General features: G+C 50.1%; 12 protein-coding genes. 7 read left to right on the forward strand and 5 right to left on the reverse strand.

Annotation, left to right across the window (positions count from 1 at the left end):
* Positions 1 to 15: 15 nt before the first annotated feature.
* The 4 genes from INP79_RS01525 to INP79_RS01540 form a co-directional block, all read right to left on the reverse strand.
* Positions 16 to 1098: an efflux RND transporter periplasmic adaptor subunit gene (locus INP79_RS01525; protein ID WP_194752660.1), complete on the reverse strand. Its 1083-nt coding sequence runs from the start codon at positions 1096 to 1098 to the stop codon at positions 16 to 18.
* 222 nt (positions 1099 to 1320) lie between these two features.
* Complete coding sequence (locus tag INP79_RS01530) at positions 1321 to 1662, reverse strand: hypothetical protein (RefSeq protein ID WP_194752661.1); 342 nt, start codon at positions 1660 to 1662, stop codon at positions 1321 to 1323.
* 894 nt (positions 1663 to 2556) lie between these two features.
* Positions 2557 to 3297, reverse strand: a complete 741-nt coding sequence (locus INP79_RS01535) for an LrgB family protein (protein WP_194752662.1) — start codon at positions 3295 to 3297, stop codon at positions 2557 to 2559.
* The gene (locus INP79_RS01540) at positions 3290 to 3676 is read right to left on the reverse strand and encodes a CidA/LrgA family protein (protein ID WP_194742882.1); all 387 of its coding nucleotides are present in this window, start codon (positions 3674 to 3676) and stop codon (positions 3290 to 3292) included. Before INP79_RS01540 ends, INP79_RS01535 begins: the two co-directional genes overlap by 8 nt.
* Positions 3677 to 3794: 118 nt before the next feature.
* On the opposite strand from INP79_RS01540, the gene INP79_RS01545 reads away from it, so the two are divergent.
* Together INP79_RS01545 and metH are read left to right on the forward strand one after the other, a co-directional pair.
* Positions 3795 to 4448, forward strand: coding sequence for a DUF2490 domain-containing protein (locus INP79_RS01545; protein WP_228519673.1), 654 nt, complete (start codon positions 3795 to 3797; stop codon positions 4446 to 4448).
* Positions 4449 to 4506: 58 nt separating this feature from the next.
* Positions 4507 to 8295: a methionine synthase gene (gene metH, locus INP79_RS01550; RefSeq protein ID WP_194752664.1), complete on the forward strand. Its 3789-nt coding sequence runs from the start codon at positions 4507 to 4509 to the stop codon at positions 8293 to 8295.
* A gap of 721 nt (positions 8296 to 9016) precedes the next feature.
* Here the strand turns inward: metH and waaA are convergent.
* Positions 9017 to 10282, reverse strand: a complete 1266-nt coding sequence (waaA, locus tag INP79_RS01555; RefSeq protein WP_228519674.1) for a lipid IV(A) 3-deoxy-D-manno-octulosonic acid transferase — start codon at positions 10280 to 10282, stop codon at positions 9017 to 9019.
* Between the two features lie 376 nt (positions 10283 to 10658).
* On the opposite strand from waaA, the gene INP79_RS01560 reads away from it, so the two are divergent.
* The 5 genes from INP79_RS01560 (at position 10659) to INP79_RS01580 (ending at position 16542) form a co-directional block, all read left to right on the forward strand.
* The gene (locus INP79_RS01560) at positions 10659 to 12824 is read left to right on the forward strand and encodes an adenosylcobalamin-dependent ribonucleoside-diphosphate reductase (protein ID WP_194752665.1); all 2166 of its coding nucleotides are present in this window, start codon (positions 10659 to 10661) and stop codon (positions 12822 to 12824) included.
* A gap of 190 nt (positions 12825 to 13014) precedes the next feature.
* Positions 13015 to 13707, forward strand: a complete 693-nt coding sequence (locus INP79_RS01565; protein WP_194752666.1) for an NrdJb — start codon at positions 13015 to 13017, stop codon at positions 13705 to 13707.
* Between the two features lie 44 nt (positions 13708 to 13751).
* Complete coding sequence (locus INP79_RS01570) at positions 13752 to 14933, forward strand: hypothetical protein (protein ID WP_194752667.1); 1182 nt, start codon at positions 13752 to 13754, stop codon at positions 14931 to 14933.
* A 39-nt stretch (positions 14934 to 14972) separates the two neighbouring features.
* Positions 14973 to 15458 (forward strand): hypothetical protein, encoded by a 486-nt coding sequence (locus tag INP79_RS01575; RefSeq protein WP_194752668.1) that lies wholly within the window; start codon positions 14973 to 14975, stop codon positions 15456 to 15458.
* 13 nt (positions 15459 to 15471) lie between these two features.
* Positions 15472 to 16542 (forward strand): ComEC/Rec2 family competence protein, encoded by a 1071-nt coding sequence (locus INP79_RS01580; protein WP_194752669.1) that lies wholly within the window; start codon positions 15472 to 15474, stop codon positions 16540 to 16542.
* Positions 16543 to 16565 lie beyond the last annotated feature (23 nt).

Genomic DNA, 16565 nt, shown 5'->3' on the forward strand with positions numbered 1-16565 from the left:
TTTTTCACCTTAAGATTATTCTGCGTACAGTTCCAGCTCAGGAACGACTTTTTCAGGTGCTCTGTAGTCGGTGTCGATTTTTTGTCCGTTTCTGACGCGGCGCAAGCCCTCCAGCAACACCGTGTCGGTGTCTTTGAGGCCGGATTTCACGATAAACAAATGGGGCAGTTCAGCGGCAATTTGAATCATGCGCTGTTCGATCTTGTGGTCTTTGTTCACCACATAAACGAAGGTCTTATCCAGCACTTCAAAGGTGGCTTTTTGCGGGATCAGCATGGCATTCGGGTAAGGGACTTCCAGCAAAATAGTGCCGGTTTCGCCATGACGTAATAAACCGTGCGGGTTAGGGAAGTCGGCCCGGAACTCAATGTTGCCGGTTTTATTGTCAAAGTCGGCTTCGACGGTTTCAATCGCACCAGCCTGGTCAAACAAGGCGCCATTGGCCATGCGCAATTGCACCGGCACACCTTTTTCGTTTTTTTGGTGAATCTTGAAGTCTAGGTATTCCGCTTCAGGCACGTTGAAATACACCCACATGCGGCTGTTGTCAGACAAGGTGGTCAGCAAATCACCTTCGTCCAGCAAGCTGCCTTTTCGCACCAGCAAATGGTCCATGATGCCGGTGAACGGCGCATTGATATTGGTAAAGTTGAGGTGGGTTTGTGCCAGCTGCACTTCGGCATTGGCTTTATCCAGTTTGGCTTTGCCCAGGGCCAGTTCATTTTGCGAGACAATGTTTTTCTCAGCCAGTGCCTTGGTGTTTTCATACTCGATTTGCACCGTTTTGGCTTCTGCCTGTGCTTTCAGCAAGTCGACCTGGTAGACATTGGGCATAATCTTGAACATGGGTTGCCCCTGTTTGATGACCTGGCCTTCACCGGCATAGACGTCCTGCAAATAGCCGCGCTCCAGCGCGCGTAATTCAATATGCTGGATGGCATGAATCTGGCAGACATATTCCTTGGTAATCATGGTGTCTTTGTGCCATGGCGTTGTGACCTCTAGTTTTGGTGGCGCTTCTTCGTGCGCCTCTTCCTGATGACAAGCGCTGAGCAGGGAGCCAAGCAAGCCTAAAACGATTAAGTTCTGTTTAATCATAGTGTGTTCTTATCTTAAAAAATGAAGAGAAATACTTGCAAAAAACAGGTGGTTGGCGAATGCCTGGCTGCAGGGGCCTGTCTTGATCGTCAGACTATCCTTTCTTGTTGCAAACCACAACCGCTAGCCTAGGCGCCGTCCTGGAAGGACGCTTATGAGAGTGCTGGTAACAACGAGGGGAAAAGTGGCAATCAGCGGCGTTGTGCAGGGCGCAAACGCGGATTACACCTGGGTGTTGGCGGGTGGTGCGCGCGAGTGCAGGTGACGAACAAACACCGGGCGTGGGGTCACGCGACGGCGAGGCAAGGCCAGCAACGCAAACAGAATCACGCAAGCAACTGTCATGCTTGCGGGTGGGGAAATCAGTGGGGTAAGGGAAGAAAAGGGTGTTTCACCATCACCGGAGTATTCAACGACTTCGGCCACGCGTACACGCACGGTGTCGTCACTGTAGCTGGAGTGATCTGAAAACTCAGCGACCAATGCAAAGCCGAGCACGGCCAGCAGCACTGTGACGACCCACAGTCTGAGCTGCAACGCGGCGGTGTTCAGATGTTTTTGCATGCGATGAGTGTATGGAAAGAAATCAAAAGCCAATATTAAAAACAAGCAGGAGTTGAGCCTTGGTAATACGGAGATAAAGCTCTTTACATTGCTTACAATGTACCCTTATGCATAGCGAATGACAATACGCTGTCGCGCCGAGTTCGAAGAAAAGTGCCTTTTGTAAGCTGGCTGTCAGTTTTGATTGCACCAAGTTGGTGCGGTCGTTTGCGCTGTTTTGGAGATGATCACCTACTTTTTCGCCTTGTCGGTGAGTCTGTCTGGTGCTTGTCCTTAAGGCAAGTAGCTAAAGAAGTCGTCGTAGGGTGGGCATCCTGCCCATGCGGGCTTTGTGGTGGTTGGAAGGATGCTTTTCGCCCTTTCGGCGAGTTACTTTTCTTTGCTTGCCCAAAGAACAAGTAACCAAAAGAAATGCACCCCAGCTTCCGCTTATTTCCTGTGCTACTCGGCTTGACGGGCGGCAATCAAAAACTCGCTCCTACGGAACTCAAACAGTTGCTTGCCGAAAGCCCCCGTCAACCCTGCGTTGCTCGGCGCGGCAGATGGGGACCCCGAACACCAACTGAGCGCCACCATTAGTGCTTTTAACAAACCAATCTGTTTTTGCAACTGTTCAAATTGTTACGCTGTGAGTTTGGCGAGACAGCTCCCATTCCATCACGCTGAGTAGCGCAGGCGAAGTGGGGGAAGTCGGCCATCGGCTGTTTGAGTTCCGCAGTGGCTTGCGGGGTGTGCAAGCCGCCAGGGCGAGTTTCGATGGGCGCCCACTTTGTTGAGCAACGCAAGGGAGCCGAAGGCCGTGATGGCTGGGTGTCTTCCTCTTTGGTTACTTTCTGGGGGACAAGCACCAGAAAGTGACTCGCCGAGAGGCGAAATAGAATGTTTTATTAGTGGCTAAAACCCCAGGTGTGGCCGCAAATAAGTCAAGACGATAGGCAGCCCGATCGCACTAATCACCCCGTTGAGCCCCATCGCCATGCTGGCATAGACGCCAGCCTCTTCGTTGACGCTAAACGCGCGCGTAATGCCCAGCCCATGCGCGCCGACGCCAATGGCGGTACCACGTATCCACCATTGATGCACTTTCACGCTATTTAATATATAGGGCGCCAGAATCGTCCCTAGCATGCCGGTGATTACGGTAAACACTGCGGTTAGGGTGGGAGACACATTGAGTCGCTCGGCTATGCCCATGGCAATCGGTGCGGTGACCGATTTGGCATACATGCTGCCGATAATATTGTCGCTTGCGCCCATCCATTTGGCGATGGCCACCGCGCTGACGATAGACACCGTACTGCCAACCGTGAGTGCCACCCAGATATGAAAAATCTTGCCCTGCATGCGCTTAAAGCCATTGTAAATTGGCACCGCTAAAGCCACCGTGGCTGTGCCGAGTAAGAAGTGCACAAACTGCGCGCCTTCAAAATATTTCTCATACGGCATGTCAAGCAATGCAATGGCCAGGCAAGTCAGTACCACCGAGATGGCGACCGGGTTGACCAGCGGATTGCGCTTGGCGCGCACATACAGCAGGTAGCCAATCTGGTAAGTGGCCAATGTAATAATCAGCGCAAATAGCGGGTCGCCAGACAGGTAGACCCAGATCTCGGAAATCGGGATACGCTTATTCATGGCGTTGCCCCTTGTTGATGGTGATATGTTTGTGACGCTTGAGCGAGAAATACCAGAACACTTTGAGTACGATGGCGGTCACCGCAATGGTCAGGATCACGCTGACTACCAGCGCGGTGCCGACTGCCAATGCATGGGTTTGCAGTTCGGGCAAAAACAGCAATACACCTACCGAGGCAGGCACAAACAAGAGTCCCAGGTGCTGGCGAAAGCTGTCGGCCACCATGGCCAGGTCGCTATTGACTTGGCCTTTCAGGCATAAAAATGTCAGCAGCAAGAGCAGGCCGAGTACCGGCCCCGGAATGCCCGGCAAAAAGAACTTGCTCAGCAGTTCGCCCAGGCCTTGCCATAAAAAGAGTTGAACCAAACCTGATATCATGCGATCCCCTATAGGTCTGTCCGTCCATCAGACGGGCCCATTCTTACAATTGTTGATTGCCGCGATGTTAATGTCATTTTTCCGATTCAGCTATATTTTTTTGAGCCGCATTTTGTTCATGTTTGCCGTGTGTGGACTGCCACAGGCGCTGGCCGACACTGAAGAGGATGGTCGTTACTGGCTAAGCATCTACACCCAGGGCAAGCTGCCTGCCGACAACTTTTACTGGAGCATGGACACGCATCCGCGCTGGCGTGACGAGGGCCAGCATTTTGACCAGTTGATTTTGCGGCCATCGGTGTTTTACAAGTTCAACGCGAACAGCAGCGTCTGGTTAGGCTATGACACCATTATCAGTCATCCATCCGGCCAGTCTGCGCAGCGTGAAAACCGCCTGTGGCAGCAGTTTCAACACCAGTTTGACGAGGTGGCCAACGTTACTTTCACCAGCCGCACGCGCTTTGAGCAACGTCGCCGCGAAGACTTTCAGGATGTCGGCCACCGTTTGCGGCAGATGGTCAGGGCGACCACGCCTAGCCAATGGCATCCACAATTGCAGTGGGTTGTTTATGACGAGTTATTTATCAACCTGAACCAGACCGAATGGGGCGTGCGGCGTGGCATAGACCAGAACCGCTTGTTCCTCGGCGTGAATTGGAAGTTTAGTGATTTTTCCAATGTTGATGTTGGTTACCTGAATCAGTTCGTGAATACGCGTACCACGGACCGTGAAAACCACGTGCTGATGACCACCTTCCGTTTCAATTTCTAGCCGCAGCGCCAGAAAGCCCTTGTGTTAAAATATCGCTTTTGTTTTCAAGTTGATACGCATGACGCAACTGTCGATTTCCGCCACTGAACAATGGTTACGTGACGCGCTTTCAAAACGCATCCTGATTCTGGATGGCGCGATGGGCACCATGATTCAGCAATACAAGCTGACGGAAGCGGATTATCGCGGTGCGCGTTTCAAGGACTTTCAAGGCCCGCCGGGCGAGCGCGAGCTGTTTGTCAAAGGCAATAACGAGCTGCTGACGCTGACACAGCCGCATGTGATTCAGGAGATTCACGAGAAATACCTCGCCGCCGGGGCCGACATCATCGAAACCAATACCTTTGGCGCCACCAGCGTCGCGCAAGACGACTACCATATGGCGCACCTGGTGTACGAGATGAACGTCGAGTCGGCCAAACTGGCCAAAGCCGCTTGCGTCAAATACAGCACGCCAGACAAACCACGTTTCGTCGCGGGCGCATTAGGCCCGACGCCAAAAACGGCTTCCATTTCGCCTGATGTCAATGATCCGGCTGCACGTAATGTCAGTTTTGACCAACTGGTGACGTCATACATGGAGCAAATTCGTGGCCTGGTCGATGGTGGCGCGGATATCCTGATGGTGGAAACCATCTTCGATACGCTTAACTGTAAGGCGGCGTTGTTTGCTATTGAGAGTTTCTTTGATGAACAGGGTAAGACCTGGCCGATCATGATTTCCGGTACGGTGACCGACGCGTCTGGCCGTATCCTGTCTGGCCAGACCGTAACTGCATTCTGGCATTCGGTGCGCCATGTCAAACCGCTCACCGTGGGCCTGAACTGTGCACTCGGTGCGACGCTGATGCGCCCGTATGCCGAAGAACTGAGCAAAGTGGCCGATACCTTTGTTTGTATCTACCCCAACGCCGGTCTGCCTAACCCGATGTCTGACACCGGCTTTGATGAAACACCAGACGTGACTTCCAGCCTGGTCAAGGAATTTGCGCAAAGCGGTTTTATCAATATTGCCGGTGGCTGCTGCGGCACCACGCCACCCCATATCAACGCCATTTATAACGCGATTAAAGACCTGCCACCACGCCAGGTGCCTACACTACCGATCACGACCAAACTGTCCGGTTTAGAGCCATTTATCATCGATGAAAGCTCACTGTATGTGAACGTCGGTGAGCGGACCAATGTCACCGGTTCCAAAGCGTTTGCGCGCATGATCATCAACGAGCAATACGAAGAAGCACTCAGCGTGGCACGCCAGCAGGTCGAAAACGGCGCGCAAGTGATTGATATCAACATGGACGAAGGCATGCTGGATGCGGTCAAGGCGATGACGCACTTCCTTAACCTGGTTGCCTCTGAGCCTGATATTGCGCGCGTGCCTATTATGATCGACTCCTCCAAATGGGCGGTGATTGAGGCGGGCCTGAAGTGCGTACAGGGCAAAGCGATTGTGAACTCGATTTCGATGAAAGAAGGCGAAACCGAGTTTTTACGTCAGGCCAAATTATGCCAGCGCTATGGCGCCGCCGTGGTGGTGATGGCGTTTGACGAAACCGGCCAGGCAGATACTTTTGCGCGTAAAACCGAAATTTGCAAACGGGCTTACGACTTGTTAGTCGGCACCGGTTTCCCGCCGGAAGATATCATCTTCGATCCGAATATTTTTGCCGTGGCGACGGGTATCGAAGAGCATAACAACTACGCCGTATACTTTATTGAAGCCACGCGCTGGATCAAACAAAACCTGCCATACGCCCGTATTTCCGGCGGTGTGTCTAACGTGAGTTTCAGCTTCCGCGGCAACGAACCGGCACGTGAAGCCATCCATACCGTGTTCCTCTATCACGCCATCCAGGCGGGCATGACCATGGGTATCGTCAATGCTGGCATGGTCGGCGTCTATGACGATATTCCGGCCGAGTTGCGTGAGCGCGTCGAAGACGTGGTGCTCAACCGTGTGGTTGACCCAGACAATCCGCTGGCCGCAACTGAGCGCATGATTGAAATCGCCGGGACCTTGGTCGCCGGTGGCAAGAAAGCCGAAGCCACATTGGCTTGGCGTGGCACGCCAGAGCAACCTGTGCCTGCGAGCAAGCGCCTGGAATATGCGCTGGTACATGGCATTACCGATTTTATCGTCGCGGACACCGAAGAAGTGCGCCAGGGCATTATGAACAACGGTGGTCGCCCGATTCACGTCATCGAAGGCCCGCTGATGGATGGCATGAACGTGGTCGGTGACCTGTTCGGCCAGGGCAAGATGTTTTTGCCGCAGGTGGTGAAATCCGCTCGCGTAATGAAATCTGCCGTCGCGCATTTGATTCCATTTATTGAAGAAGAAAAAGCCGCCGAAGAGCGCCGCACCGGTATGGTGGCCAAGCCTAAAGGCAAGGTGGTGATTGCGACGGTGAAGGGTGATGTGCACGACATCGGCAAAAACATCGTTTCGGTGGTGTTGCAGTGTAACAATTTTGAGGTCGTGAACATGGGCGTGATGGTGCCCGCGGCGGAAATCCTCGAAATGGCCAAGCGTGAAAACGCCGACATTATTGGCCTGAGCGGCTTGATTACGCCGTCGCTTGAAGAAATGGCCTATATCGCCAAAGAGATGCAGCGCGACCCGCACTTTGTCGAAAACCAGACGCCGTTGCTGATTGGCGGCGCCACCACTTCCCGTGCGCACACGGCGGTGAAAATTGCACCTAACTATGAAGGTCCAGTGATTTACGTGCCGGATGCCTCGCGCTCCGTCAGCGTCATGCAAAACCTGCTCACGCCAGAAACGCGCGGCGCTTACCTGGCCGAGATTCAAGCCGATTACGAAAAAGCCCGTCATCAGCATGCCAATAAAAAAGGTGTGCCGATGCTAAGCCTAGCCGATGCGCGCGCCAACGCCGCGAAATTGGAGTTTACCGGCGCTGCTGCGCCAGTGAAGCCTAAGTTTATCGGCCGCCGCGTCTTTAAAAATATCGATCTCGCGCTGATTGCGCAATACATAGACTGGGGCCCGTTTTTCCAGACCTGGGATCTGGCAGGTTTCTATCCGGCGATTTTGAAAGATGAAATCGTTGGCGAAGCCGCGACCAAAGTGTTTGCCGAAGCACAGGTCATGCTCAAGCGTATTATTGATGGCCGCTGGCTCAGCGCCAATGGCGTCATTGCTTTGTTGCCCGCCAACCAGGTCAATAGCGACGATATCGAGATTTATACCGATGACACCCGCAGCCAGGTCGCACTGACCTGGTACGGCATGCGCCAGCAAACGCAAAAACCGGTGATTGACGGCGTCGCCAGACCGAACCAGTGTATGGCTGACTTTATTGCGCCTAAAGGCACCGATGATTACATTGGCCTGTTTGCGGTGACTGCTGGCCTGGGCATGGAAAAACGCCTGGCTGACTTTGAAAAAAATCACGATGACTACAATGCCATCATGTTCAAGTCACTGGCCGATCGTCTGGCTGAAGCCTTTGCCGAGTACATGCACGAGCGCGTGCGTAAAGACCTGTGGGGCTATGCGGCAGACGAAGACTTAAGCAATGAAGCGCTGATTAAAGAGCAATACAAAGGCATCCGTCCGGCACCGGGTTATCCGGCATGCCCCGACCACACGGTGAAAGAGGATATGTTCAAGGTGCTGCAAGCTACCGAGATCGACATGCAGCTCACCGATAGCTACGCCATGCTGCCAGCGGCAGCAGTAAGCGGCTTTTATTTTGCGCATCCTGAGTCCAGGTATTTCAGTGTGGATAAAATAGGCAATGACCAGCTGGAGGATATGGCGAAACGGCGCAATGTGGATAAGGATTGGCTGGAGCGGTGGTTAGCGCCAAACTTGGGTTAATGTATGTTGGGTCGAATGAAAAGGGCGTGCTGAGAGGTACGCCTTTTTTATTTGATGCGCTGGGAAGGTAATTCTTTAGTGTTTTGTTTTGGTGTCGGGATTGGGATCGGTTGCTTTTCGCCTTGATGGCGAGTCACTTTCTGGTGCTTGCCCCCCAGAAAGTAACCAAAGAGGAGGGCACCCAGCCATCACGGCCTAAAGGCTCCCTTGCGTTGCTCGGCAAAGTGGGCGTCCATCGAAACTCGCCCTGACAAGCCACACAAAACGTGGCTTGTTGCGGAACTCGAACAGCCGATGGCCGAAACCTCCCACTTCGCCTCCGCTACTCAGCGTGATGGAATGGGATTTATCTCACCAAACTCACAGCGTAGAAATTTAAACGATTCAAAAAACACATTGGTTTATGAAAGTAACAAATGGTGGCATCCGGCGGATGTTTTGGGTCCCTATCTGCCGCGCCGAGTAGCGCAGCCAAAATAAGGAGAAAGGGAGCGACTGTCCGAATCCCGCAGTAGCTCACGTCGTGTGTGAGCTACCAGGTTGAGTTTCGTGACCGCTTATTTTGGCGAGCAACGCAGGAAACAAGCGGAAGCTAGGGTGTCTTGTTCTTTGCCTTCTTTCTTATGGACAAGCATAAGAAAGAATGGTCGCCGAAAGGGCGAAAAAAATCGCCACAATAATGAGTGTGTATTGAAGTGCTCATTAGTACTTCGCTAAAGAATTACTTTTTTAATAGCGGCTCAATTGCTACCATCAATCTCTGTGTCGTCCCTCTATGCTGCAACGTAAATCCCTTCGCTGCCTGCGCCATGGCTTGCACTTTCATGCTATCCGCTGCCAGGGCCGCAATCATGCCATGCAACTCAGCCACATCACTTAATTGCACCGCGGCATTCGCCGCGACCGCCGCCTGCGTCACTTGCGCAAAATTAAACATATTCGGCCCCAATATCGTTGGCACGCCCATGGCCGCTGCTTCAATCAGGTTCTGCCCCCCCAGCGGCTGCAAACTGCCACCCATCACCGCGAAATCACTCGCGGCGTAATAGGTGTACATCTCACCCATGCTATTGCCCAGCACCACCTGTACATCGTTATTCAAGGGTTGCACCAGTTCTGTACGCAATACATAACGCAAGCCGCGTGCCTTTAGTAGTGATTCCACTTCGGCAAAGCGTTGCGGGTGGCGCGGCACTAACAGCGTGAGCACGTCCGTGCCTTGCACGGCATCGAGGATTAATGACTCTTCACCTTCACGCGTACTGGCAGCCATGAACACGGTGCGGTCTTTACCTAGCAATTGGCGCAGCGAGGCGCCTTTTTCTGCACTGTCTGCGGGCGGCGTGACATCGAATTTCAAATTACCGCAGATGATGGGATGTTGTGCCCCCAGTACTTGCAGGCGCTCGGCATCGGCAGCCGTTTGTGCGGCGACCAGCGAGAGTTGTTGCAAACCGCGGCGTGTCAGGCCGCCGAGTTTGGCGTAGCCAGCGGCCGATTTGGGTGAGAGGCGGGCACTCAGCAATGCCATGGGGATGCCTAGCCGCGTGGCCTGATTAATGAGATGGAACCATAGCTCGGTTTCCATTAACAAACCTAAGTCAGGGTTGAAGTGCGCCAGAAAACGTTTGCTGGCACCCGGCGTATCTACCGGCAGGTAGGCTTGCAGCACACGGCCATTGGCAATTTCCTGCTTAAAGAGCTGACTGCTGGTGTCGCGGCCGGTGGGCGTGCCGTGGGTGATCAAGAGCTGGTGTTGCGGATAGTGTGCCAGCAGGGCTTGAATCAGTGGTTGTGTGGCGCGTGTTTCACCCACCGAAACACAATGCACCCAAATGACAGGTGCATTAACGGATTGTGTGTAAAAGCCGTAGCGTTCACCCACATGCTGGCGGTATTCAGGTTGCTTGAGGCCGCGCCAGAATAGCTTGAGGGGCAGCAGGGCGGCTACCGCGAACATGAGCAGGGTATAGACGAATCTTGGCATGGCGTTATTCTCGCATATTTGCGCTGACATCTTGTTGGCACGCACCAATGAAATGCATGCAAAACACGAGAGTGATGACTCACCTATGCCTGAGGCCTTGTAGTAAAAGTGATTGCAAGAATGCAAGCAATACGCACCAAAAAAAGGCGTAAAAAATGGGTTGACGTCAACAAAATATAGGCATAAATTACTGCCACCAACACAAGATGTTGTGTTTGATTGGGGCTGCAACACAAGCCATCGTGTGCGGCAAAATAAGCCCGCAAATGCTTGTTTCAAGCCAATCTTCGTGCCAACGCGTTGTCAGCCGCAGGGGTTTTTTCCGGTTCACAGCGCGTTATCAATTAATAAGAATCACCAAAGGTGGGAGAACTCAATGCTGAAAGCCGTTGAACAAAAGAAAGTCCATTCAGAAGAGGTCGCCGTCGATATTCCGGTGCAGCCTGTCTCGCTTGATATTTGGGACAAGAAATACCGTCTCAAAACTAAATCTGGTGAGCATGTTGATCAAGACATGGACGACTCTTACAGCCGCGTGGCACGCGCATTGGCTGATGTTGAAACCACCGAAGCCAAAAAAGCCGAATGGCACGAAAAATTCCTGTGGGCATTGCGTCGTGGCGCGATTCCGGCAGGCCGCATTACCTCCAACGCTGGTGCGCAAGAGCACAAGCCAGCCACTTCTACCATTAACTGTACTGTTTCCGGCGTGGTCGAAGACAGCATGGACAATATCCTGGGCAAAGTACACGAAGCTGGCCTGACCCTTAAAGCCGGTTGCGGTATCGGTTACGAGTTTTCTACCTTGCGTCCAAAAGGCGCATTTGTGGCCGGTGCCGGGGCTTATACTTCCGGCCCGCTGTCGTTTATGGATATCTACGACAAAATGTGTTTCACCGTCTCATCTGCCGGTGGCCGCCGTGGTGCACAAATGGCCACCTTTGATATTTCGCATCCTGACGTGACGGACTTTATTAAAGCCAAACGTGAAAACGGCCGTCTGCGCCAGTTCAACCTGAGCTGCCTGATTACCAAAGAATTTATGGAGGCCGTGAAAGCCGATGCTGAATGGCGTTTGGCCTTCCCGGTCACCGAGAAAGAAGCCATTATTGATGGCCTCAATGTGAATGACGAGTCACAAGTGGTGTGGCGTGACTGGCCGATCAAAGGCAAATACCTGACCAAAACTGAAGGCCCTGAGGCCGGTAAAGTCGCTTGCCGTATCTACAAAACCATCAAGGCGCGCCGTCTGTGGGACGTGATTATGTCTTCCACCTACGACTTTGCCGAGCCAGGCTTTATCCTCATCGATCGCGTCAACGAGATGAACAACAACTGGTTCTGCGAAAACATCCGCGCCACCAACCCATGTGGCGAGCAACCATTGCCACCTTACGGCGCCTGCCTGCTGGGTTCCGTCAACCTTACCAAGTTTGTACGCCAGCCATTCACCGACGACGCGCATTTTGACTGGGACGAATACCGCGAAGTGGTCGGCGTGTTCACCCGCATGCTGGATAACGTGGTGGAAATCAACGGCCTGCCATTGGAGCAACAGCGTCAGGAAATCGCCCGCAAACGCCGTCACGGCATGGGCTACCTGGGCCTGGGTTCAACCCTGACCATGCTCAAAATGAAATATGGTGAAGAAGACTCAGTGAAATTCACTGAAGAAGTCACCCGCATCATGGCCGAAGTGGGCTGGGAAGTTGGCGTGCAACTGGCTGAAGAAAAAGGCCCGGCACCGATCATGGACGAGAAATTTGAAGTCACCGCCGACATGCTGCGCGTACGCCCGGAAATGGCCGCCGATGGCATCAAGGTTGGCCAGAAACTTGCCGGTAAAGTGTTGCTGGGTAAATACAGCCGCTACATGCAGCAATTCCCTGAAGGCCTGCGTAACCAGATCGCGACCAAAGGCGTGCGTTTTACCCACCACAGTTCCATCGCGCCAACCGGTACGATTTCACTGAGCCTGGCCAACAACGCCAGTAACGGTATCGAGCCTAGCTTTGCCCACCACTATGCCCGTAACGTCATCCGTGAAGGCAAAAAGTCCAAAGAGAAAGTAGATGTATTCAGCTACGAGCTGCTGGCTTATCGCGAACTGGTGAATGCCAACGCCATGCCGTTCAGCGACAAGCCGGAAGAGCAATTGCCGGATTACTTCCTCGATTCATCCACCATCATGGCGAAAGCGCACGTCGATATTCAGGCCGCCGCACAAAAATGGATTGATAGCTCCATCTCCAAAACCATTAACGTGCCGACCGATTACGACTTTGAGGATTTCAAAAACATCTACCTCTACGCGTATGACAAAGGCCTGAAAGGTTGTACGACTTTCCGTTTCAATCCTGAGGCATTCCAGGGTGTATTGGTGACCGAGAAAGACCTCGAAAGCACCACGTACAAATTCACCTTGGAAGATGGCACTGAGATTGAAGCCAAAGGTAATGAAGAGATTGAATACGACGGAGAAATCCACACAGCGGCCAACTTATTCGACGCCTTTAAAGAAGGCTATTACGGAAAATTTTAGTGTTTGCCTGCTGCGCTCGCCATTGCGGCGTTAAAAAGCAGTTTTAAATCCTCATGTACTATTTGTACACTCCGGTTTAAAACCGCTTTTCGCCTGGCACTGGCTTCGCTCGCAACGGCAACCATCTAAAATTTGAGAATGTTAAAAGATTGAATTTATTGAAAAATTAAGCTCCAATAGGGAGAACAACATGGCAATCAAAATCGACAAAAAAATCACCGCCTACAAACTGGTGACCGATGAAGACAAAAAAGCAGCCGAGGCCGCAGCAGCGCCTGTCGCAAACATCATTCAAATGGGTGAACCATTGAGCCGCCCAGATATGCTCGTGGGTAACACCTACAAAATCAAAACGCCGGTGACTGAGCACGCGCTCTACATCACCATCAACGACGTCATCATGTACGAAGGCACGCCACAAGAGCACCGCCGTCCGTTTGAGATCTTCATCAACTCCAAAAACATGGAGCACTTCCAGTGGATAGTCGCGCTGACCCGCGTCATGTCCGCCGTGTTCCGCAAAGGTGGCGATGTCACCTTCCTGGTAGAAGAATTGAAAAGCGTGTTTGAACCTTCAGGCGGTTACTTCAAAAAAGGCGGCAAATTTGTGCCTAGCCTGGTAGCAGAGATTGGTGAAGTAGTGGAAAAACACCTGCAAGAAATCGGCATGTTGAAAAAGCCAGGCTTAGACGAACATCAGCAAAAACTGGTGGAAGAGAAAAAAGCGGAATACCTGGAAAAACACGCCAAATCAGGTGAAGAATCAAACGACGAAGGCTTCCCAAAAGGTGCGCAGCTTTGCAAGAAGTGTAATACCAAAGCCAGCATCCTGATGGATGGATGCATGACTTGCTTGAACTGCGGCGATAGTAAGTGCGGTTAATCGTTAATTAAATAAAAGGAGCTTCGGCTCCTTTTTTATTACCTATGCATAAACCATTAATAATCTACTTGGATAGTTCTGATATATCCAATTTATCTGACGATACGAGACGTACTCGAGAGTTAGTAGAAATTGAAAAAGAGCTTTTTTCTTTAAAAGATGAGGGGTTAATAGAATTCAGATTTAGCCATGTACATGTTATTGAGGCCGCGCCAACAGAGCCCCTGTATGTTGACTTAGCGCATAAGCGATTTTCTTATATCAAGAAATTATGTGGGTACAAATGCTTCGTTACTCCTATAAAAATTATAAAAATGGAAGCATTGAGATTAGGTGCAACTAATGAGTCCTTGATTGAAATATTAAATGATGAGGGAGTTTGGTTTCCCCCGCTTGATATGGAAGATGGATTTGTGGATTTTGCAAGCGAGTTTAGACAGAGAATTGCATCTGAACCGGATCGCAAGAACCGGAGAATAGCAGAGAGAAAGTTTTTCGAGAAAAATGGTAATTTCACTGCGTTTGCAAAAAAAACTATCAAAGATGCAGCACCAGCATTCGTAGAAGAGCTTTGCTCTAAATATCCTTTGCGGCCAGAAAATATTGAGCGCGCCAATAAAGTTTTCTTAGAAACGGGTTCAATTAAGTATTTATTAAATGAGGCAAAAAAGTCGTTAGTTGATATGGAATCTATTGGTCATTGGTATGCTAAACAATGGGATTTGTTAATACCAAACTCAGCGTATCTTCGAGAAATTGGAATGAATTTAAAAGAGCAACTCGTAGACTTTAATAGAAACCTTAAATCTTCAAATGATAATCTGAAGAAGTTGGCTTTGAAGAGTATTGATACAGCTAAAATGGCAGAAGAAAACTTTTCTAAGCTCTCTCAGAGTTTGCCCTTGAGCATTGCACAGAAAATTGCGAGTGATCAGAAAGTCGAATTATCCCAAATTCCAAATTGGGACCTTACGCCATCATTGTTATCTATGACTTGTACCTATGTAAGCTTAATTAAATCAATCGTACAAAGTGGTCAAAAGCCAAGAGCGAGTGATTTTGGTGATGTTTACCATGCTTCATTCGTTCCACATGTTGATTTTTTCCGTGCTGATGGAGCGATAGCTTCCGCTATAGCCAAAGCAAAAATGCCTTTGAAGACTGTTATTGTCCCCAAGCTTGAAAATTTGCCAGAACAAATACGATTGAAGTTAAAAAACAAATGAATCCTGATGTTTGTAAAATCAACTGTTTAAGGAAAAGTGATGCAAGATTTTTTAGATAAGCTGACATCCTATAATTTATTCAACAATTTATTGCCTGGAGTCATTTTTTTGACATTTTTCAATGAGTTGCTGAGTATTGATTTGTTGGGGGAAAACCTCGCAAAAGCTTTTTTTATTAGCTATTTTGTCGGGCTGATAATTGGCCGAATCGGTTCTCTAATAATCGAGCCCATTTTAAAGAAGGTTGGCTTTATAAAGTTTGCTTCCTATGAGAACTTTGTTGAAGCATCTAAGAAAGACCCTAAAATCGATATTCTTTCTGAGTCCAATAATATTTACAGAGTAATAATCGCAACCTTCGTTCTAATCCTCATCGCAATTGGATATGAAAAATTAGCAAATGAGTGTGTATGGTTTTATGAACACAGATTAATCATTTTTTCAGTTGCTGTTTTATTACTATTTCTATTTTCTTATCGTAAACAAACTGCATACATAAATAAAAGAGTTGCTTCTGCTAAGTAAGGGGAACGTAGTTATGGCGGATTATTTTGAGATTGATTTCCTTGGAGTAGAGACGGCGAAAAGTGGAGATGCAATCACTTTGCGCTACTCTGTAAACGGTGCTTCGGCTATTCATGTGGTTGATGGTGGATACGTCGAAACAGGAGATCAAATTATTGAGCATTTAAAAACATACTATGGCACTACTGTTGTCGACCATGTAGTCCTAACTCATCCAGATCGTGATCATGCAAATGGTTTAAGGGCAGTGTTGGAACGATGTACAGTTCGCAATTTATGGATGAATAGGCCATGGATTTATGCGGACAGGTTGATTGAGCAGTTTGAGGGATACAGTTCTGTTGATGCGTTAAGAAGAAAGTTACGCTCAACTTATGATGCTACAGCTACGTTAGAAGACATTGCTATGGCAAGGAATATCCCGATACATGCCCCTCTTCAAGGGCAAGCGATTGGCGCATTTCTTGTGATGGCTCCTACTTTGACGAGATATTTAGAGCTTATTGTAGATTCGGAAAAAACACCGGAGAAAGTGGATGAGCCTATTTTTGACAGTGCTGTAAACGGGCTTTGGGGGGCGGTAAAGAAGGCAACGAGCTATGTAAAATCATTGTGGGGAGAGGAGTATTTTCCACCAGAACCTACAAGTCGTGAAAATGAAATGAGTGTAGTTCAGGCGGCGTATTTAAATGGCAATAAAATTTTATTGACTGGCGATGCAGGAAGGGAGGCTTTGCAAGAGGTCATTGATTATGCGCCTTATGTTGGACTTACTTTACCTGGGATAGATAAATTTCAAGTGCCGCATCATGGTGGCCGACATAATGTCTCTACTGAAATACTAGATCAGCTAGTTGGGCCCAGGTTGAAATATCAAACAGGTCAATCAACGTGGAGTGCTTATTGTAGTTCCGCAAAAGCAGATAAAGATCACCCTAAAAAGTCGGTACAAAGGGCTATGATGCATCGAGGCGGAAATTGGTTTGAAACTGAGGGTAAATGTGTCAGAACTGGCGTGGGGATTGAACGAGCGGGCTGGGTTGCTATTCAACAACCTGCTTATCCGGAAGACCAAGAAGAATAACCACCCTAAGGACTTAGCGGTTA

The sequence above is a fragment of the Methylophilus sp. QUAN genome, assembly GCF_015354445.1.
Lineage (GTDB): Bacteria > Pseudomonadota > Gammaproteobacteria > Burkholderiales > Methylophilaceae > Methylophilus.